The sequence below is a fragment of the Tepidamorphus sp. 3E244 genome, assembly GCF_046159835.1.
GTDB lineage: Bacteria > Pseudomonadota > Alphaproteobacteria > Rhizobiales > Tepidamorphaceae > JACKJK01.
Genome location: NZ_JBJXCY010000001.1, coordinates 1,504,247 through 1,522,271, shown reverse-complemented (window position 1 = coordinate 1,522,271; position 18,025 = coordinate 1,504,247). Strand labels below are relative to the sequence as shown.

Genomic DNA, 18,025 nt, shown 5'->3' with positions numbered 1-18,025 from the left:
GCTGATGGCGGTCCTTCGACGTTGAAGGTGCTAGCGTCCGTCGACGACGGACGGATCGTTCAGGATGTAGGCCTCGAGATCCTTCGAGACGCCATTGCGTGCGACTTCAGCGGCATCGATCGCGCCGAATGCCTCGGCCACGCGGTTGGGCATCGTCGCCCAGGTCGGCGTGTAGGACGACAGCAAGGATCCTGGGTCACCGGAGGGCGTCGGTGCCTGCGAGACGACATTCTGCGGACGCAGGCTCTTGCGGGCCTTGTCGTCGGAGGCAAACTGACTATCCGGCATCGGAAGCGCCTGCCCTGCTTCAGCATAGGTTGTGCTGAGCCAGGAATCATCGCCGTCGAGCGGTGCGCGGCCGACATACTCGACCTTGACCTGCGTCGTGCCCTGCTGGTCGAAACCCAGCACGCGCGCGGTGCGCGACGACAGGTCGATCAGGCGGTCATGCGCATAGGGTCCGCGATCATTGACGCGGACGACGACGGAGCGGTTGTTGGTCAGGTTGGTAACGCGCGCATAGGTCGGCAGCGGAAGCGTGGGATGCGCGGCGGTCAGCGCGTTCATGTCGAAGACTTCGCCATTGGCCGTCTGGCGGCCATGGAAGGCATCGCCGTACCAGGACGCGGTTCCCACTGCCTGGTAGGCCGTGTCCTCGCGCGGGTAGTACCAGCGACCGGCAACCTTGTAGGGCTTGCCGACCTTGTAGACGCCGCCACCCTTGGGGACGGGCTTTCCGGCTGCCACGACACGCTGGCTGGAGCTGACGCCGAGCTTTGAATCGAACCGCGATTCCTCGCGCAGCGAGCCGCAGGCGCTCAGGACGAGCGCCATCGCCGTGACGGCAACGGCCTTGAGGGCCACACCCTGTCGCGGCTGATCGATGCTGGAATGGTCGTGCTGCAACTGCCCTGCCCGTTTATACGCCGCCCATCGCGCTTCGCACATCTGCGCTTGGAAAAAGCGTGGTGCGTGCCCTTCTGGCGGCGGTTTCGAAAACCTTAACGCGGTCGGGAGAATCCCATTCATCCCGTTAACCGGCCGTTAATGCGTGAGCCCCGATGGCGGCATGGTAAACGCCCCATTAACGCGCGCCAAGGTGGCTTCACGCCATGACTCGCAAATGCGGCGAATTCCGGGCTCAACGCTGCATTCTTGCCAAACTTGGGCCCGCCATGCCTTGCAGCGCGAGAAAACTCATATAAGACAATGCCGGCAGCGCGGGGTCAGGCCCCGAAGCTCGTGGATGGGTGGCCGAGTGGTTGAAGGCACCGGTCTTGAAAACCGGCAGGCGGGGAACCGTCTCGTGGGTTCGAATCCCACCCCATCCGCCAATCGACTGAACATCGCCTGTTCGCCTCAAATGCGTCCAAGTGCATGGCCAGCGGATCTGCGGCCGCCGAGGCATGTGCACCCGGTGCGCGTCAGGCGTTGGTGAACCCGGTCAGCGAGAAGTGAATATCGACCTGGTCGTTCGGCCGGTAGTCGATGCGGACGACGAGACGCTGGCCCCCAGCTGAGGCCGATCGAGAACTGAACGAGGTCGCACAATCGGTGATGGCGTGTTCGGTCGCCCAACTCAGGGAACCCACTAACACGCAGACCGGAGCCGTCCAGCGCCTCTGCCACCCCCGTCAACGATCCGACAGGTCGATGGCATGTCTGGCAGGTGATCCGGGCCTGCCTATTTCTTGATGACCTTGTTGCAGTAGCGCTTCCCTTTGCAGGAACCGTCGGCGAAATTGTACCAGAGGTTGCCGCTCAGCGCGGTGCACTGGCGGATGCCGAACGCGCGCATGTGAATCTGCGTCGGGACCGAGATTTCGTAACAGGTGCGCTTCGAGGTCATGTCATTCGTTTCCCCGTAGCAGGAAACGCAATACTGCTGGCCGCCTCGCTGGCTGACAGGGGTCGTGTCATCGGCAAATGCGCTGCCGGCCGGAAAGATTGCAGCAAGCGCGAGCGCAGCCATGGCGAAGCTGGAGACAACCAGTCCGCGGACGCGGCTGGACGCGGCAGGTTTCTTGGACGAAACAGTCGACATTTTGGGGGCTTTCGATTGTTTTGTTGGGTTGTGATGCGGAGTCTTTAAGGCGCTTGCGGTCTCAGGGAAAGAACCTTTTACACAAATGAGACGCCAAATTTCAGTCACTTGACCCCCATGACGCAGGCAGGCCCTGGGCGCCCGTGCCGCGTTGCTGCCCAAACGCTTGAAAAGCGGCAAAATCGTCCCAGTTCACCGGTGGACAGAAGAAGCCCGAATTGGCCAGTTTGCTGAAAAATCAGGCTGCAGGCGCGGCATGGGGAACGTTCCATCCGCAGTTGCGTTGCGACGATACACCCCTGCCTTATTTCGCCCTCGCAAGGAGCGTCCATGACACCTCCCCTCGACACGGATTCGCACCCGTCCGACCGTGCGCCCGAAACCGGTGAACGCTCGGAATCCGGCCACGCCCGCCGGGCATCCAGCGCCCACGATTCCAGCGTTACGTTCATGGTCAACGGCACGAGCCACACGCTGCAGCTCGACAACCGCACGTCGCTGCTCGACGCGTTGCGTGAGCATCTCTACCTGACCGGCAGCAAGAAGGGCTGCGATCACGGCCAGTGCGGAGCTTGCACCGTGTTCGTCAACGACGAGCGCATCAATGCCTGCCTGAGCCTTGCGGTGATGCACCAGGGCGACGAGATCACCACCATCGAGGGACTTGGCACGCCGGACGACCTGCACCCGATGCAGGCGGCCTTCGTCGAGCATGATGCCTTCCAGTGCGGTTATTGCACGCCAGGCCAGATCTGCTCCGGCAAGGCGGTGCTCAAGGAGATTGCCGAGGGCATTCCGAGCCACGTGACCGACGACCTGGAAGCCGGCATCGCCATGAGCGACGCGGAAATCCGCGAGCGCATGAGCGGCAACATCTGCCGCTGCGGTGCCTATGCCAACATCCTGGCGGCCATCAAGGACAGCGCGGGGTCCGAGGCATGAAGGCGTTCTCCTACGAAAAGGCAGGCGATGCCGCCGAGGCCGCAGCCCGCGCCACGCAGGTAGACGGCGCGAAGTTCATTGCCGGCGGCACCAACCTGCTGGACCTGATGAAGCACGAGATCGAGACGCCGATGCACCTCATCGACGTCAACGGCACCGGGTTGGACTCAATCGAGCGGACCGGCGATGGCGGATTGCGCATCGGCGCGCTTGTCTCCAACACCGCGCTTGCCGCCGACCAGCGCATCCGTCGCGACTACCCCGTGCTGACGCGTGCACTGGTGGCCGGTGCCTCCGGTCAACTTCGCAACAAGGCGAGCACGGCGGGTAACCTGCTGCAGCGAACCCGCTGCCCGTATTTCTTCGATCCGGCCATGCCGTGCAACAAGCGCGAGCCGGGTGCTGGCTGCGCGGCGCTTCACAAGGGCGCCGTCACGCGGCAGCTCGGCGTCGTCGGTACGTCGGACCACTGTATCGCGACGCATCCTTCCGACATGGCGGTTGCCATGCGCGTGCTCGATGCGGTTGTCGAATCGCTCGACGCCGATGGCAATGAGCGCATCATTCCGCTGGCGGACTTTCACAAGCTGCCGGGCGACACGCCGCATATCGAGTCCGCGCTTGCGCCGGGCGAGATCATCACAGCCGTCACCCTCCCCCCGCCCGCTGGCGGGCGCCAGGCCTACCAGAAGGTGCGCGACCGCGCGTCGTATGCCTTCGCGCTCGTCTCCGTGGCGCTGATCCTGCAGGAAGACGGCACGGGCCGCGTCGCCATGGGCGGTGTCGCGCCGAAGCCGTGGCGGATGGATGAAGCCGACGCCGAGCTGCCGAACGGTGCGTCCGCTGTCGCCGCGAAACTCTTCGACGAAGCGCGGCCGACCCCTGAAAACGCATTCAAGATCACGCTGGCCGAGCGCACGCTTGCCGCGATGCTGGCAAAGGACTGACATCATGGAATTCAACGAACCGGCAGGATCGAACCTGTTCGACGATGCCCGCATCGTCGGCAAGCCTCATTCGCGCGTCGAGGGACCGCTGAAGGTCACCGGCACCGCGCCCTACGCCTACGAGCGCAACGACGTGGTCGCCGATCACCTGGTGGGTTATCCGTTGGGCGCGACGATCGCCAAGGGCAAGATCACGGCGATCCGCGTCGATGCCGCGAAGTCTGCGCCAGGCGTGCACGTCGTCATCACTGCGCTCGACGAACCCGATCTCGGCAAGGCAAAGCTCAACGTCGCTCCCCTGTTCGGTGGCGCGGAGATCGTCCACTACCATCAGGTCATTGCGGTTGCTGTGGCCGACACGTTCGAACAGGCCCGCGCGGCGGCCAACCTCATTGAGGTCGATTACGACGAGGAGACCGATGAAGACTTCGACCTCGCCTCGGCCTTCGAGCAGAAGGACGGCAGCGGCGAAGCCGATACGGATGTCGGCGACTTCGACAAGGCGTTTGCGGACGCCGAGGTATCACTCGATGCCGTCTATCACACCCCGTCGCACTCCCATGCCCAGATGGAGCCGCAGGCCTCCATCGCCGACTGGTCCGATGGAAAGACCCTGACGGTGTGGACGTCGACCCAGATGGTGAACTGGACGCGCAAGTCGCTGGCCCAGACCTTCAAGCTCGATGTCGACAAGGTGCGCGTCGACAGTCCCTATATTGGTGGCGGCTTCGGCGGCAAACTGTGGCTGCGTGCTGACGCGGTCGTCGCGGCGCTGGGGTCACGAGCTACCGGCAAGCCGGTCAAGGTCGCCCTGCCCCGCCCGCTCATCATGAATAACGCGACGCATCGATCGCGCACGATCCAGCACATTCGGCTGGGCGCCACGAAGGACGGCAAGCTGACGGCCATCTCCCATGAAGCCGCCGCCCATGCGCTGCCCGGCGGCAAGGGCGAAACGCCCATTGCGCCGACGTCGGAATTCTATGGCAGCCCGAACCTGCTGACCCGCAATCACCTGATCGAGATGCACTTGCCGGAATCCTCCGACATGCGCGCTCCTGGTGAAGCCTCCGGCCTGATGGCGCTGGAGATCGCCATGGACGAGATGGCCGAGAAGCTCGGCCTCGATCCTGTCGAGTTCCGCATCCTCAACGACACGCAGGTCAACCCGAGCGACCCATCTGTTCCGTTTTCCGACCGTCACTTCGTCGAGTGCCTGCGCGAAGGCGTCAAGCGCTTCGACTGGTCTGCCCGCAATGCCAAGCCGGGAACGCGCCGCGATGGCCAGTGGCTGATTGGCCACGGCGTGGCTGGTGCCTATCGCGGGAACATGACGATGAAGTCCGGTGCACGCGCCACCCTGTCCGGCGGCAAGCTGACGATCGAGACGGACATGACAGATATCGGCACCGGCTCCTACACGATCATTGCGCAGACCGCAGCCGAGATGCTCGGGCTGCCGCTTGAAGACGTTGACGTGAAGCTCGGCGATTCCAATTCGCCGGTCTCGTCCGGTTCCGGTGGCCAGTTCGGTGCCGGCAGCTCCACGGCGGGCGTCTATGCCGCCTGCGTGAAGCTGCGGGACCAGATCGCTGAGCAGTTGGGCGTTGAAAACCCTGACTTCCGCGATGGCAATGTCGTCGCCGGGAATGACGTGACCGCGCTGGCAGACATCGACGGCGACGTCACCGCTGAAGACACCATGAAGTTCGGTGATTTCCAGACCGAAGACTACAAGATGGCGACCTTCGGCGCGCATTTCGTCGAGGTTGGCGTCCATGTCGGCACCGGCGAGACGCGGTTGCGCCGCATGCTGGCCGTCTGCGACGCGGGACGCATCCTCAATCCCAAGACGGCGCGCAGCCAGGTGCTGGGCGGCATGGTGATGGGTATCGGCGCTGCCCTGTCGGAAGATCTGACCATCGACACGGGACGCGGCTTCTTCGCCAACCACGATCTTGCCAGCTATGAGGTTGCCGTCCACGCCGACATTCCCGACCAGGAAGTTCACTTCCTCGACACGGTCGATGGCGTGGCCACACCGCTGAAGGCCAAGGGCGTCGGTGAACTGGGCATCTGCGGCGTCGCCGCCGCAATCGCCAACGCCGCCTACAACGCAACGGGCATCCGGGTGCGCCAATACCCCGTCACCCTAGAGCGCATGATCGATCAGTTGCCGACGATCTGACCTCGCCTGCCCACGTGCAGGACATGAAAGCCGCAGGTGGTACCCGCCTGCGGCTTTTTTCATGCGGGGGCTGTGGTCGACTCCGGTTGGAAACCTCAGTGGCCTGTATTTCCTCTTCAACGGATCAGCAACAGCTGGAGGCGACGGCAGAGGCCTTAAGCAGCCTCAGATCAGCGCGGACGCTGGCACGCGCCCCGCGTGTGACGCCGCTATCAACTTTCGCAGGCTTCAGCGTGGCTGTCGCTTTGCGATGAGCATCCAAGCCTGCGGCCTGGCATTCAGCTGCCCCAAATGCAAAGAAGCCGCCGTGACGACACGGCGGCTTCTCTGAACCTGGTTGCTGTGGCTGCCGTCTCCCCCGAGGGGCAGCCATCGCGTCTGTTAGTCGATGTCGAGAGCCGGATTTGCACCCGTCGGATTCTCCGCTGCAACGACGAGAAGCTGTGCTGTCGCGTCTGCATCGTCACGAACGGTGATCGAGGGGATGATCGCATCACGCGCCACGATGGTGAGATTATTGGCCGGATCGTTGCGGTAGATCTCGGTGCCATCGGGGCCGAGTAGGACGATCTCAGGCTGTTCGCCGCCGAAATTGCCCACAACTTCAACGTGGGTCGCGGCTGCGGACGCCGGCATCTGCTTGGTCACGATACGACGGTCGGTCTTGCCTTCTGCGCCGTGCGGCGCGAGTGCGGAAACCAGGCTCCCGTCGCCCGAATTGCCGGTGGCAATGGCGGGGACGGCAAGCGCAACCGCGAAGATTGCGAGAACGATCGGGAAAGTCATCGGTGCTTTGGTGTCGATCTTCATTGGAAGCTCCATGGGGGGCTGGAATCCCTGTTGAGATGCATACTCCGGAGGGGTGCCGCCGAAACTGTGACGTTCCGGCGGCGAATTGTGTCAGTTCGTTGTTTTGCCTGTGGTGTTGCTTTCCTGTGACATGGTGGCGGCGCCACCCGTCGAGGACGTCGAGTCGTCGTTGGACATGCCGTTTTCTTCGGACTTCGCCATGTCACCTTCGACGCTCTCTTCCGCCGCTTCCTCGGACAGCATGTCCTTGGCATCGGCAAGCATCTCGCTGCACTCCTTCTCCTTGCCCTGTTCGGCAAGATCGATGGCGTTTTCCAGCGTTTCGACGGCTGCTTCATTGGCCGGGTTGTTGCCAAACCAGTTTTCGCGCGGTTCAGCCGGCTGTTGCTCTTCGGAGAGATCGGTCTCTTCGCCGTTCTTCATCTTGACGACGACTTCGCCCTTTTCGTCCACCACCTGCTCCTGTTCGGCGGTCGCTTCCTGGAGCAATTGCTTGGCTTCCATTTCGCAACCGGACTGAGCCATGGCGAGGCCAGGCACGGTCATGAACACGCAGAGACAGATGGGGGCTGTGATTTTCTTGAGCATTGTTTTCTCCCTGGTCAGAACCCGGATCAGATGTGGCCCAAGAGGAACAGGATGATCACGACCACGAGGATCACGCCGACGATACCGCCGGGGCCAGCACCCCAGGAACGGCTGTAGGGCCACGCCGGAAGCGCGCCGATGAGAAGCAGGATGAGGATGATGATCAGAATGGTGCCGAGGGACATGGCGTTCTCTTTCGTAGTCTGGACCCGGTCGAAACCGAGTAAGTTTGAACGTGCCCAGACCATGTCCGGTCTGGTGCATTAATAACGTCGATGACTGGAAAGAGTTCCCGGGCACCCTGTCGGGACGGGATTCAGCGTGCTGGCTGAGAGGGCCTTTGGGGGAGCAGATTCCGCAAAATCACCACGAAGATCAACGACATGGGAACTGCAATGAAGCCACCCACCGGACCCCAGAGCCACAGCCAGAAAGCCAGGGCCAGAAACACCAGGAACGGGTTGATCGTCAGCGAGCGGCCAACAACCAAGGGTGTCACGAACTGCGCCTCGATCATATTGATCGACAGGTAGACCGCGACCGGCAACAGCACAGCCCCCCCGGAATAAGTCGCAAGCCCGACGCCGAGCATGATGACGGCCATGACCGCCGGCCCGACATAGATCGCGTAGTTGAGGCAGGCAGCCAGCAGGCCCCACAGGTACGGCGACGGCACGCCGGCAGCCCACATGGCAAGCCCGACAGCAATGCCCAGACCGACATTGATGGCCGTGATGGACAGCAGGTACCGCGACACGAGATGCTCGACATCGCGGAAGACGCGGGCGATGCGCCAGCGCAGCCGCCTGTTCACGCAGATGCTGAGGATTGCTGCCCGCACGTCATTGCGGGCCACGACAAAGAAATAGAGGCTGGCAAGGAACAGCAGGATCTGCGCGAGGATTGTCGGAGCAAGCCAAGCGACCTGAGAGACCGGCGATTCATCGTCCACCGCCACGCGCATGGACTCGTCCGACCCCATGATCTCCCGCATACCGTCCTGCATCTGCGAGAAGCTCTCGATGATGCCGTTGTACTCCGCCATGATCGAGCGAATGTTCTGCCAAATCAGGGGCAATCGGTCGATCCAGATCGAAATCGGCAGGACGACGGACGTCAGCGCGATCGCCAGGATGAGGATGAAAGCCAACAGGACGACGATCGCGGAGAAATGCGAGGAGATTCCGAACCGCTCGATGCGGTCAGCCACCGGGCCGAACATCAACCCGATGACGATGGCCAGCGTAATCGGCGCCAGCAGCATCCGCGCGTAATACGCTGCCGCGATGACCACGATCAGCCCCGTCGCGATGAGCGCGACGCGGGATGAAAATGTCATGACGGAATCGATGCTGGGCTGATGGCGGAAAGACCCGACATACTGAACTGGGTTGCGTTCGTGTCTCATGGATCTCCCCGAGGTGCCGATATCAACGTCTTCCCGGGTTGTTGGTTCCGGTTCAGCCGGTTGCCAGCGGCTACGTCAGGTTCTTCGCGGGCACTTCGATGCGGACCGTCAGTCCGTGCTCATCAAGCGTCCGATCAAACGTCCCGCCAAGCTCCCCGCCAACGCTGGCTCGCATCAGCCGCGTGCCGAACCCGACACGGTCAGGTTCCGGCGGCAGTGTACCAGCCTTCTCGCGCCAAAGCAGCGTAAACACACGGCCCTTGGACTGCTTGTTGAATGACCACGAAATCGCGATTCCATCGTCGGCATTCTCCAGGCCGTATTTCAGCGCGTTGGTGGCGAGTTCGTGGAACGTGAGACCGAGCGACTGCGCCGCCTTCTCATTGACGTTCACAGGTGGGCCGACGAGCTCGTAATTCTTCATCGTTTCGCCAAAGACCTGCTTGAGCTCGGCTAGCAGCAGTTCACGCAGGTCGGCGCGCTCCCAGTGCGAGCGCGTCAGCGCATCCTGCGCCGTTGCCATGGCCTGGAGCCGGGCGGAGAAGGAGTCCTTGAATTCATCGAGTGATTCAGCACCGTTCGCGGCCTGGCGCGCGATGGCCATGATGCGCGCGATCGAGTTCTTGATGCGGTGCTTCATCTCGCCCAGCATCAACTCCTTCTGCTGAAGAGCCGTGTTGCTGACGCGGTTGAGTTCCTGCGCGGCACGGATCGACTTGAACTGCGCGTGGGTGGTAGCCGCCAACGCGCCGGCCAGCAGGATCGTCAGGCCCGCAAGGATCGGCGAGATGTACTCGAAATACGGCTCGCGGAACTGGTTTGTGGCCGAGACGACAAATTTCCACTTGCGACCGGCAACATCCAGCACGATCTCGGACCGTTCGCCGCCTTCGACCATGTCGTCGTCGTGGCCGGGGCTGCGGTACAGCGCGACCTCTGCCCCATCCGTCACGTCGAACGATTCAAGCACGACAGGCAGTTCCGCCGTTCGCATCAAGGCGGCCGAATGAAGGTCGCCGGCACGGAACGGTGCATAGACAAAGCCGGTGCCGAAGCCACCTTCCCGCGCGGCAAGCGCCAGGTCTTCCTTCGGTCCCCGGTAGAGATAGACCAGAAACCCGACCTGCTTGTTTGTGGTGATCTCCTGCACCAGCTCCACCGGACCGGATGCTGCCGGCTCGCCGGACTTGAACGCCCGGATCATCGCCTCGCGGCGGACCTCGTCGGCGAACATGTCGTAGCCGATGGCCGTGCGGTTACGGGCGTTGGCAGGTTCCAGCAGCGCGATTGCGGTGCGGACCGGTTGATCGGTCACGGGCCAGATTTCGCGGGTCAGGTCGTAATCGCGGCGCATCTGCTGCTCGGCGACCAACTCGGTCCCGGTCGATATCAACTTGGCAAAGCCGATGCCCTGGATGCCATCGTATGTGCGCTCGGTATCCAGACCTTCCACGAATGTGCGGAACTCGTAGCGGTCGATGGCATCCGACGATGCCTCAAAGAAGGAATTCGTCGCGCGCAGCAGAGAAATATGCTGCTCGACGCGCAGTTTGACGCTTCCGGCCGTTTCCACCGCTATGCGTGAAAAGCGCGACTGAGAGGAGTCGGCAACCGACTGGTAGACCATCGCACTCATCGCAAGCCCGATGCCGGTGGTCACCACGAAAACGATCGCTGGCAGAAATCTGTTCAAGTCGGTCTTGTTCCGGAACTTTGTGCGTCAGAGAGCACGATGGAGGAGATGAAAAACAACGAACTCCGGCGGTTTTCTGCTCGTATATCGATTGGTCGAACTTTTTTGCAAAAAAATTTCAAACGCAGGGGAACCTTCGGGGAATAGGTCCGTTTACCAGTCGTTAATTTGCAGGGACCCACCCCACCCCCCCGACGCTCTGCAATTGCACCAAATGGCAAGTCCCCATGCCAACGCACGACACTGTTTACCCCGGCAGTGTCGTGCATTTTGGTTTTTGCCCTCCTGAAAAATCATCGCAGACGTACCGCCGGAGAAAATGCTGCGTGCACCCCAGCGCGCCCAGCGTTTACGCCGCTTCGGCATTCTCCGGAAAGCGTAGCTGGTAGTTCACCTGGGAATCGCTGATCGAGAATGTGGCGTTGCCACCAACCGCAGTGGGTACGGCTGCCTCCAGCACGCTGCTGCCGAACCGGCGCTCGATGGCAGGCTGTTCCCCTGCCTCGTCGGTCGCGCCCGATATGTCTTCGTGCCAGATGATCTCGATCATCGGCGTCCCGCTCTCGGTGTAGCGGTTGCAGCTCAATGAAATGCTGGGAGAGACGCCGGCGAGAGCGCCATAGGTGGCGGAATTCACGATCAACTCGTGCAGCGCCAGGCCGATGTGCAGGCTCTCGTTCGGTGATAGCTGCACGTTCTCGCCATCAATCTCGATATTGGCCTCTCCGTCATTGGTGTAGAGGCGCAACTGGCTGCGTGCGAGCGAATTGAAGTCGACGCCGCTCCAGTTGGTATCCGTCACCAGATCCTGCGACCGGGCCATGGAGAACAGACGCCCGCGGAACTTGTTGAGGAACGTCTCGATATCCGTCGAGCGCCGCGCGGTCTGGCTGGCGATGCTCTGGATGATGGCCAAGAGGTTCTTGGAGCGGTGTGACACTTCCATCAGGAGGCTGCGCAGCAGCCGTTCCCTGCGCCGGGACTCCGTCACGTCCTTGATGATGACACGCAGCATCTCGGCGTCGGTATCGGCGATGATGGTGAGTTCAAAATTCCTGTCGCCGCGCACGACGTCGAACTGGCGCTGGCGAACGGACTGGGACTGGGATGCGCTGTCGACAACATCGCCGATCCGCGCGGCCGTCGCTTCACCGAAGATCGCTGCCATGGTGGCGGTATCGGCGTCCGGCATGTCCCAGCAGTCGGGGAGATTGACGATGAGGTGAACGGCGCCTTCGAGGTCGCTGATAATCACGGATACCCTGGCGCTATAGAGCGCTTCCAGCAAATTGCTGGCATCTGCAAATCGGCTGTCTCCAGACGATTGCCAGATGGGATTTCCGCCTCCAGCCGTCAATTGCGACCTCTAACTGTTCGCCTGCCAACTCATGTGATGCAGGCAGTACCTTAATCAAGTGAATGGGCGCCGCCAAAAGCGACGCCCATGTCAGTTGCCTCTAACTGTCTTCAGTCGCGCGGGGCATCAGGCCCTGCGGAACAGACCAAAGATGAGAGAGATCGCGAGCAGTCCCAGGAAGACGTAGAACAGAAGCTGGGCGATACCCGCCGACGCGCCTGCAACTCCGCCGAAGCCTAGAGCACCCGCAATGATGGCGATCACCAGAAATACCAGAGCATAGTACAGCATTGCATGTCTCCTTCGTTGCTGATGCCATACAAATGCCGGTCATGCGGGAATTGTTCCGGAGTTCTGCGCGATAAATTTTCAGGCAGCTTCCGTAGCGACATCGCGGAAGAAGAGAGCCTGGCTGATGAGCGCCTTCACCATGTCCGGGTTGAACGGCTTGGTGACAATGAACGCCGGCTCGGGCCGCTCGCCCGTCAGCAGGCGCTCCGGGAACGCCGTGATGAAGATGACCGGGATCGAGCTCACCTTCAGGATGTCGTTCACAGCTTCGATGCCCGAACTGCCATCCGCCAATTGAATGTCGGCGAGGATGAGACCGGGGGTCTTTTCCGCGAACAGCTTGGTGGCTTCCTTGTGCGTGCGCGCGATGCCGGTGATGGAGTGGCCAAGGCTCGACACCATCTCCTCGATATCCATGGCGATCAGCGGTTCGTCCTCGATGATCATGACCTCGGTCGCGATCTGGCGGGAAATGTCGCCGGCGGCCTGGTCGATCAGCTCGGAAAATTCCTCGCTGTCTGTACCGAGAATTTCGGCGGCCTCGGCTGACGTGAACCCTTCGATCGAGACGAGCAGGAAGGCCTGCCTGGCGCGCGGAGAGATTGTCTGGAGGTTGGCCTGGGCGCGCTGCTCCCACGCAAACGGCGATTCCGCTTCAGGCAGATCGACGGTCGTGGAACCGAACAGCATCGTGAAAAGTTTGAAGAGTGCGACGCGGTCGCTCGAGGCTTCAGGAAACGCGGACACGTCTGCAATGAGGGCTTCGAGTGTCGCCGCGACATACGCATCTCCCGATGTCTGCGAGCCTGCCACCGCACGGGCATAGCGACGAAGAAACGCGAGATGCGTTGCGATACGGGCGGATAGTGACATTATGTACCCCTTGAAACTCCGAGCGAATCTGTTGCTCGCTGCGGGTATAGTTCTTTTCGGCAACGCTTCAACGCGCGGGTTGAAAAAAAGTTCCGACGAAATGGAACCAGTTTGCGTCACGGACGTTGGCACCCTTTAAATGAGCGTCAATTCGGGTGAGTTATGATTGATCCTACCAGCGACAAGGATTCCGGAGGCAGATCCGGGTTCGATCCGAACAACGAGATCGCGCGAAAACTGCGAGCGTTCTATTCCTCCCTTGAAGAAGAGCCGGTTCCGCCGCGCTTCATCGAGCTGCTCGACAAGCTCGATCAGGCTGAACAGTCTGCCAAGGGTTGGAGCGCTGACGATGACAGCTGAGCGCACGCCTGCTGAATCTCTCGGGTTCAAGACCGAGCTTCTCCAGCACATACCCAACCTGCGCGCCTTCGCCATGTCGCTTGCCGGCACGCATGACCGTGCGGACGATCTCGTTCAGGACGCGATCATGAAGGCCTGGGCGAAACAGGAATCGTTCCAGATGGGCACCAACATGCGTGCCTGGCTGTTCACGATCCTGCGCAACGAGTTCTACAGCCGGATGCGCAAGCGAGGCCGTGAGGTCTCTGATGCCGACGGGACGCTGTCGATGGCCGTCCACGCCCCGCAGGACGGCTCGGTCGATCTGCAGGACTTCCAGAAGGCGCTCGATCAACTGCCGAGCGACCAGCGCGAAGCCATCATCCTGATTGGCGCTTCGGGCTTTTCGTACGAGGAAGCTGCCGAAATCTGCGAGTGCGCCGTGGGCACGATCAAGAGCCGCGTGAACCGCGCGCGCTCGCGGCTCCAGGACATTCTGCAGATCTCGGGCCACGCCGACTATGGCCCGGATGGAAATTCGGCCGCCGTAACAGGGCGGGCATTTCTCTCCTGATCCGCGTTTTTTCACGCTGCCTATAGAGAAAATTTGTTGATCCCCGTATCCTCCTCGGCGATTGCCGGGGAGGCATTTTTTCATCAGGGGTCAGTGAGTTGGCAGACAAGGCGAAGAGCAGTTCCACGTATTCTTGCGAAAACTGCCCGTTGCGCGACCGCTCAGAGTTTCGCGCGTTCACCAAATCCGAGCTCGAATTCGTCCGGTCCTTCAAGACCGGCGAGCTGTCTGTCGATCCCGGTTCAACGGTGCTCGTGGAGGGGTCGCACAGTGCGCACCTGTTCACGGTCCTGACGGGCTGGGGCTTCCGCTACAAGACGCTGGAAGACGGGCGCCGCCAGATCCTCAACTACGTCATGCCGGGTGATCTCATCGGACTGCAAGGCACGCTCATGGGCGAGATGCAGCATTCTGTCGAGGCGCTCTCGAACATGCGGCTTTGCGTTTTCGAGCGTGACCGCACGCGCGAACTGTTCTCCAAACACCCGGATCTTGGCTACGACCTGACGTGGATCGCCTCGCGCGAAGAACGCATCCTGGATGAGAACCTTCTTTCGATCGGCCGGCGCACGGCGCTGGAACGTGCCGCATACCTGCTGGCACTGATCCACCAGAAGGCCATGTCCGTCGGACTGCTCAATGGTGATGTCCGCCTCCCCATCACCCAGCAGCACGTGGCCGATACCCTGGGCCTGTCGGTGGTCCACACCAACAAGACGCTGAAGAAGCTGGCCGCGCGCGGTTTCATTCGCTGGCTGGATCGTGGCTGCGAGGTCGTCAATATCGAAGGTCTTTTCGACATCGCAAAATGGGAAGGCCTGACAGAAGAATGCCGCCCCTTCATCTAGGAAGGCGCGGCATCAGGTCGTTTAGACAGGCAGTTGGAGCCGGGACGCGTTACAGCGTGCTGGCGCCCTCCTCCTCAAGCGTTTCGAGGTCGACACCACGAGCGGAAAGCTTGTCCGCGATCGCCTGCATGCGGTCGCCGGGCTCCGAGGATTCAACCATCGGGCTTTCGGTCGCAGCGCGCATTTCCTGACGCGCATTCCAGTATTCCTCGATCAGCGCCTTGGTCTCTGCGTCGTATTTGGGTTCGGTGCTCATGAGGCATTCCTTTTCATTGTTGCCAGCTGAGTTGGAGATGGGGCCGCGACGGGATCGCGGCAACCTCCCCTGTCCTACTCATGTCCTACTCAGTGGAATCATGGTTGTTCATCGCGTAGTTGGCCGCAAAGCCTGCCGCCAGCGCGCCACCGATCAACAGGATGGAACGCGAGCGGATCAGCGCCGGAGCCAGCGAAATGGCCGTGAGGGCCAAGAGTCGCTGCCCGCCAGCCGACACCTTGCGCTTGCGCTTTTCCAGCCGGTTCAGCAGGGCCACGATTCCGACAAGCAGGATCGCGGTTGCCAACGCAATGGCTGCTATCAGCCAGGCGGCGGCCAATCCACCCCACTCCTGTGCGGCAAAGATGCCGGCCCCTACCACCGCGGCGGCGTAGGCCGTGATCAGGGCGACAAGAGCGACGGTGTATATGAGGACATTGCGCCGAGTGCGCCGCACGGCCGTCTTGATGTCGGTCGTGAGCGCACTGGCAAGCATCGGTATTGCGCTGTTCATTGCGCGCACGCCTTATCGGCGCGTGAACATGGCGAGCAGGAAGCCGACACCGGCGGCAATGCCGATGGCCTGCAGCGGCTTTTCGCGAACCTGCGAGGTCAGCGACTGCTCATAAACCTTGATCTGTCCCTGGAGGCTTTCCAGTGCTTCCGTCGATGAGTTGACGACGTCGCGCTTGGCGCTAGCGGCCTTGGCCTGGTAGCGGGTGATCTGGTCCGAGGTGATCGAGCCGATCGTCTGCGCAAGGGACTGGATGTCGCCGCGCAGCTGCTCGACCTGGCGCTCGAGATCGTCGCTTCCAGCCTTGTTGCCGGGGCGGCCGTTGGTGCTGGCGGTTTTCGGGGTGGTGGTTGTCGATGTTGCCATGAAAAGTACCTCCATTGTTGGCTGACCAACGCAGGTTGCGCATTAAGGTTCCAGTTTCCCTCGGCAAATCATACAAAAAAGGACGCCGGCCTCGCGGCCGGCGCCCTGATTTCGGAATTCAGTGGTGGCTGATTAGCGCACGATCACCGATTCACGGTCGCTGTCCCACGCTTCACGCGTGTACTCGTTCTGGCCTTCCAGCTGTTCCTCGGTGAAGGAAGACTGGATCTGGATGTCGCCATCCGCATTGGCCATGATCTTCAGAGAGTTGGGGTCGACGGCAACCGCCTTTTCGCCAATGCCCAGGAAACCACCAACGTCGATCACGAACGCTTCGATGTTGTCGTTGGAGTCGACGATGATCTCGCCGATCTCACCAACCGACTGCTGGTCTGCACCGTAGACGGTGGCACCGATCAGCTGGTCCGTGCTCAGCTCGCCAGTGGCGATCTGCATGCGCTCTTCTTCGGCACCAGACGCCTTGGCTGCTTCGTCACGATTCATCGCCGGTGCATTCAGCTCAGCGGTTTCTTCGCGAACGGTGTCCTGCTGCGGCTGCTCGGCGGCGTCCGCACGGTCAGCGGTCGCTTCGTCGGTGGACTTCTGCTCGTCATAGACGGCAGTGGACTCATTTACGGAGCTGGTGTCGCTGGAGGCCATATTGTCGGCGCTCTCGCGGCTGGCATCGCTCACCTGGAGCTCATACTCGGGAGCCTGCTCCAGTTCTTCCTTCGAAGCAGCCACGATCAGTCGGGTCTCACCGTCCTTCGTGAAGTGCTCGACATTGTCAAAGCTCACGGCGACGTTCTTCTCGCCGAGGCCAAGGAAGCCGCCGACGCCGATCACGTAGGCTTCGATGTCGCCTTCTGCGCCGATCACTAGATCGTTGACGTCGCCAACGGTCTCGGCATCTTCGCCGGAGCCATTGTAGACGGCAGAACCGATGACGTTGCTGGCGAGCATGTCGTCAGCATTCGCATTGACATACTGCTCGGAATTCATCGCGGCCTTGTTGTCGGTCGCCTGGGTGTCGGTCATCGTCTGGTTCGTCTTGCCAGACTCCTGAGCCTGCATGTCTTCGTTGCTGGGGGCGGTGCTCTGAGCATAGGCACCGGTGGCCATCACAACCGAAAGGGCTGTCGTTGTAAGAAGCTTGCGGAACATGGTCGGGGTCTCCTTGTCCGTGTTTGTTGTGGCTCGAAACGCTGTTCCAACGAGGGGGCGTTGGCCGCGTCCGTTAACAGCAGCGACAATGCGTGGGTGACATATTGGTTCCGTGAAATCACGAAAAATATCAAATATTTTTGGGATTTGATTAAAGTGACGAATAAACAAAAAAGGCGCTCGGTGAGGAGCGCCTTCAATGACTGTTCGGTGGCATTGCGCGGCTGACTGGAGGTCTTGCCGAAGCGGCTGCAATTCTAAAAAACGAAAAGATACAGAAGAATGATGATCGGGATCGGAATACCGATCAGCCACATGAGAATACCCTTCATGATGTCGCTCCTGGTGTTGGCGTCAGGCTGTCGCGATCGGGGGGTCGCTCGGCCCTTCATGGTCAGGACGTGCCCGCGATGGGCGCGTGTGATTATGGACGCATCAACCCCTGACCAGGCGATTTGGTTCCGCGAATTTGTGATCGCAGGGACGACTTTTTTACAGGAACCAGCAAACCCGATTTCGCGTTTCCCTTCCCATGGAGCGCACAGCACACCGCGCCCCCTGAACAACAAGACCCCCGAAGTGAAACCCCGAAAGGAAGATGTCATGAATTGGAATCAGGTCGAAGGAAACTGGGAGCAGTTCAAGGGCAAGGCCCAGCAGCAGTGGGGAAAGCTCACCAACGACGACATGGACGTGATTTCCGGTCGCCGCAAGGAACTCGAAGGCCGCCTGCAGGAGCGCTACGGCAAGACGCAGGAAGAAGCCGAGAAGGAAGTCGACTCCTGGATGGAGAAGATCTAAGCACGACCAACTCTCCCCTCAG

The 18,025-nt window shown here is 61.3% G+C and carries 21 protein-coding genes and 1 tRNA gene; 8 read left to right on the top strand and 14 right to left on the bottom strand.

Features of this window, described 5'->3' with window-relative positions; genetic code table 11:
- Positions 1–30 precede the first annotated feature (30 nt).
- Complete coding sequence (locus tag ACKTEK_RS07200; RefSeq protein ID WP_409164551.1) at positions 31–906, bottom strand: septal ring lytic transglycosylase RlpA family protein; 876 nt, start codon at positions 904–906, stop codon at positions 31–33.
- 338 nt (positions 907–1,244) lie between these two features.
- Between ACKTEK_RS07200 and ACKTEK_RS07195 the strand changes: the two genes are divergently transcribed.
- A tRNA-Ser gene (locus ACKTEK_RS07195) sits at positions 1,245–1,334 on the top strand.
- A 350-nt stretch (positions 1,335–1,684) separates the two neighbouring features.
- Here ACKTEK_RS07195 and ACKTEK_RS07190 read toward each other — a convergent pair.
- A complete protein-coding gene (locus ACKTEK_RS07190) occupies positions 1,685–1,972 on the bottom strand; it encodes a hypothetical protein (protein ID WP_409164550.1) in 288 nt (95 codons plus the stop codon).
- Positions 1,973–2,374: 402 nt separating this feature from the next.
- Here ACKTEK_RS07190 and paoA point away from each other — a divergent pair, with 402 nt between their 5' ends.
- The 3 genes from paoA to ACKTEK_RS07175 are packed head-to-tail and all read left to right on the top strand — an operon-like array spanning position 2,375 to position 6,121.
- Positions 2,375–2,986 (top strand): aldehyde dehydrogenase iron-sulfur subunit PaoA, encoded by a 612-nt coding sequence (gene paoA, locus ACKTEK_RS07185; protein WP_409164549.1) that lies wholly within the window; start codon positions 2,375–2,377, stop codon positions 2,984–2,986.
- The gene (locus tag ACKTEK_RS07180; RefSeq protein ID WP_409164548.1) at positions 2,983–3,933 is read left to right on the top strand and encodes an FAD binding domain-containing protein; all 951 of its coding nucleotides are present in this window, start codon (positions 2,983–2,985) and stop codon (positions 3,931–3,933) included. The genes paoA and ACKTEK_RS07180 overlap by 4 nt, the downstream gene beginning before the upstream one ends.
- 4 nt (positions 3,934–3,937) lie before the next feature.
- The gene (locus ACKTEK_RS07175) at positions 3,938–6,121 is read left to right on the top strand and encodes a molybdopterin cofactor-binding domain-containing protein (protein WP_409164547.1); all 2,184 of its coding nucleotides are present in this window, start codon (positions 3,938–3,940) and stop codon (positions 6,119–6,121) included.
- A gap of 381 nt (positions 6,122–6,502) precedes the next feature.
- Here ACKTEK_RS07175 and ACKTEK_RS07170 read toward each other — a convergent pair whose 3' ends face one another.
- The 8 genes from ACKTEK_RS07170 to ACKTEK_RS07135 form a co-directional block, all read right to left on the bottom strand.
- A complete protein-coding gene (locus tag ACKTEK_RS07170) occupies positions 6,503–6,931 on the bottom strand; it encodes a hypothetical protein (RefSeq protein ID WP_409164546.1) in 429 nt (142 codons plus the stop codon).
- A 90-nt stretch (positions 6,932–7,021) separates the two neighbouring features.
- Positions 7,022–7,519, bottom strand: coding sequence for a hypothetical protein (locus ACKTEK_RS07165; RefSeq protein WP_409164545.1), 498 nt, complete (start codon positions 7,517–7,519; stop codon positions 7,022–7,024).
- A 26-nt stretch (positions 7,520–7,545) separates the two neighbouring features.
- Complete coding sequence (locus ACKTEK_RS07160; RefSeq protein WP_409164544.1) at positions 7,546–7,704, bottom strand: DUF3309 family protein; 159 nt, start codon at positions 7,702–7,704, stop codon at positions 7,546–7,548.
- 131 nt (positions 7,705–7,835) lie between these two features.
- Positions 7,836–8,858, bottom strand: coding sequence for an AI-2E family transporter (locus ACKTEK_RS07155; RefSeq protein ID WP_409164543.1), 1,023 nt, complete (start codon positions 8,856–8,858; stop codon positions 7,836–7,838).
- 139 nt (positions 8,859–8,997) lie between these two features.
- On the bottom strand, positions 8,998–10,620 hold the full coding sequence (locus ACKTEK_RS07150; protein ID WP_409164542.1) for a CHASE domain-containing protein: 1,623 nt from the start codon (positions 10,618–10,620) through the stop codon (positions 8,998–9,000).
- Between the two features lie 349 nt (positions 10,621–10,969).
- Positions 10,970–11,875 carry a sensor histidine kinase gene (locus tag ACKTEK_RS07145; protein WP_409164541.1) on the bottom strand — a complete coding sequence of 302 codons (906 nt, stop codon included), beginning with the start codon at positions 11,873–11,875 and terminating at the stop codon, positions 10,970–10,972.
- Between the two features lie 228 nt (positions 11,876–12,103).
- On the bottom strand, positions 12,104–12,268 hold the full coding sequence (locus tag ACKTEK_RS07140; protein WP_409164540.1) for a DUF1328 domain-containing protein: 165 nt from the start codon (positions 12,266–12,268) through the stop codon (positions 12,104–12,106).
- Positions 12,269–12,346: 78 nt separating this feature from the next.
- On the bottom strand, positions 12,347–13,141 hold the full coding sequence (locus ACKTEK_RS07135; RefSeq protein WP_409164539.1) for a response regulator: 795 nt from the start codon (positions 13,139–13,141) through the stop codon (positions 12,347–12,349).
- Between the two features lie 162 nt (positions 13,142–13,303).
- On the opposite strand from ACKTEK_RS07135, the gene ACKTEK_RS07130 reads away from it, so the two are divergent.
- From ACKTEK_RS07130 to ACKTEK_RS07120, 3 genes are all read left to right on the top strand, one after another.
- Positions 13,304–13,501, top strand: a complete 198-nt coding sequence (locus ACKTEK_RS07130) for a NepR family anti-sigma factor (RefSeq protein ID WP_409164538.1) — start codon at positions 13,304–13,306, stop codon at positions 13,499–13,501.
- Positions 13,491–14,054 carry an RNA polymerase sigma factor gene (locus ACKTEK_RS07125; protein ID WP_409164537.1) on the top strand — a complete coding sequence of 188 codons (564 nt, stop codon included), beginning with the start codon at positions 13,491–13,493 and terminating at the stop codon, positions 14,052–14,054. Before ACKTEK_RS07130 ends, ACKTEK_RS07125 begins: the two co-directional genes overlap by 11 nt.
- A gap of 98 nt (positions 14,055–14,152) precedes the next feature.
- Positions 14,153–14,902 carry a Crp/Fnr family transcriptional regulator gene (locus ACKTEK_RS07120; RefSeq protein ID WP_409164536.1) on the top strand — a complete coding sequence of 250 codons (750 nt, stop codon included), beginning with the start codon at positions 14,153–14,155 and terminating at the stop codon, positions 14,900–14,902.
- A gap of 49 nt (positions 14,903–14,951) precedes the next feature.
- Here ACKTEK_RS07120 and ACKTEK_RS07115 read toward each other — a convergent pair whose 3' ends face one another.
- From ACKTEK_RS07115 to ACKTEK_RS07100, 4 genes are all read right to left on the bottom strand, one after another.
- A complete protein-coding gene (locus ACKTEK_RS07115; RefSeq protein WP_409164535.1) occupies positions 14,952–15,158 on the bottom strand; it encodes a hypothetical protein in 207 nt (68 codons plus the stop codon).
- An 85-nt stretch (positions 15,159–15,243) separates the two neighbouring features.
- The gene (locus tag ACKTEK_RS07110) at positions 15,244–15,672 is read right to left on the bottom strand and encodes a hypothetical protein (protein ID WP_409164534.1); all 429 of its coding nucleotides are present in this window, start codon (positions 15,670–15,672) and stop codon (positions 15,244–15,246) included.
- 12 nt (positions 15,673–15,684) lie between these two features.
- Positions 15,685–16,038 carry a YqjD family protein gene (locus tag ACKTEK_RS07105; protein WP_409164533.1) on the bottom strand — a complete coding sequence of 118 codons (354 nt, stop codon included), beginning with the start codon at positions 16,036–16,038 and terminating at the stop codon, positions 15,685–15,687.
- A gap of 132 nt (positions 16,039–16,170) precedes the next feature.
- Positions 16,171–17,202, bottom strand: coding sequence for a PRC-barrel domain-containing protein (locus ACKTEK_RS07100; RefSeq protein WP_409164532.1), 1,032 nt, complete (start codon positions 17,200–17,202; stop codon positions 16,171–16,173).
- A gap of 603 nt (positions 17,203–17,805) precedes the next feature.
- Here ACKTEK_RS07100 and ACKTEK_RS07095 point away from each other — a divergent pair.
- Positions 17,806–18,003, top strand: coding sequence for a CsbD family protein (locus ACKTEK_RS07095; RefSeq protein WP_409164531.1), 198 nt, complete (start codon positions 17,806–17,808; stop codon positions 18,001–18,003).
- Positions 18,004–18,025 lie beyond the last annotated feature (22 nt).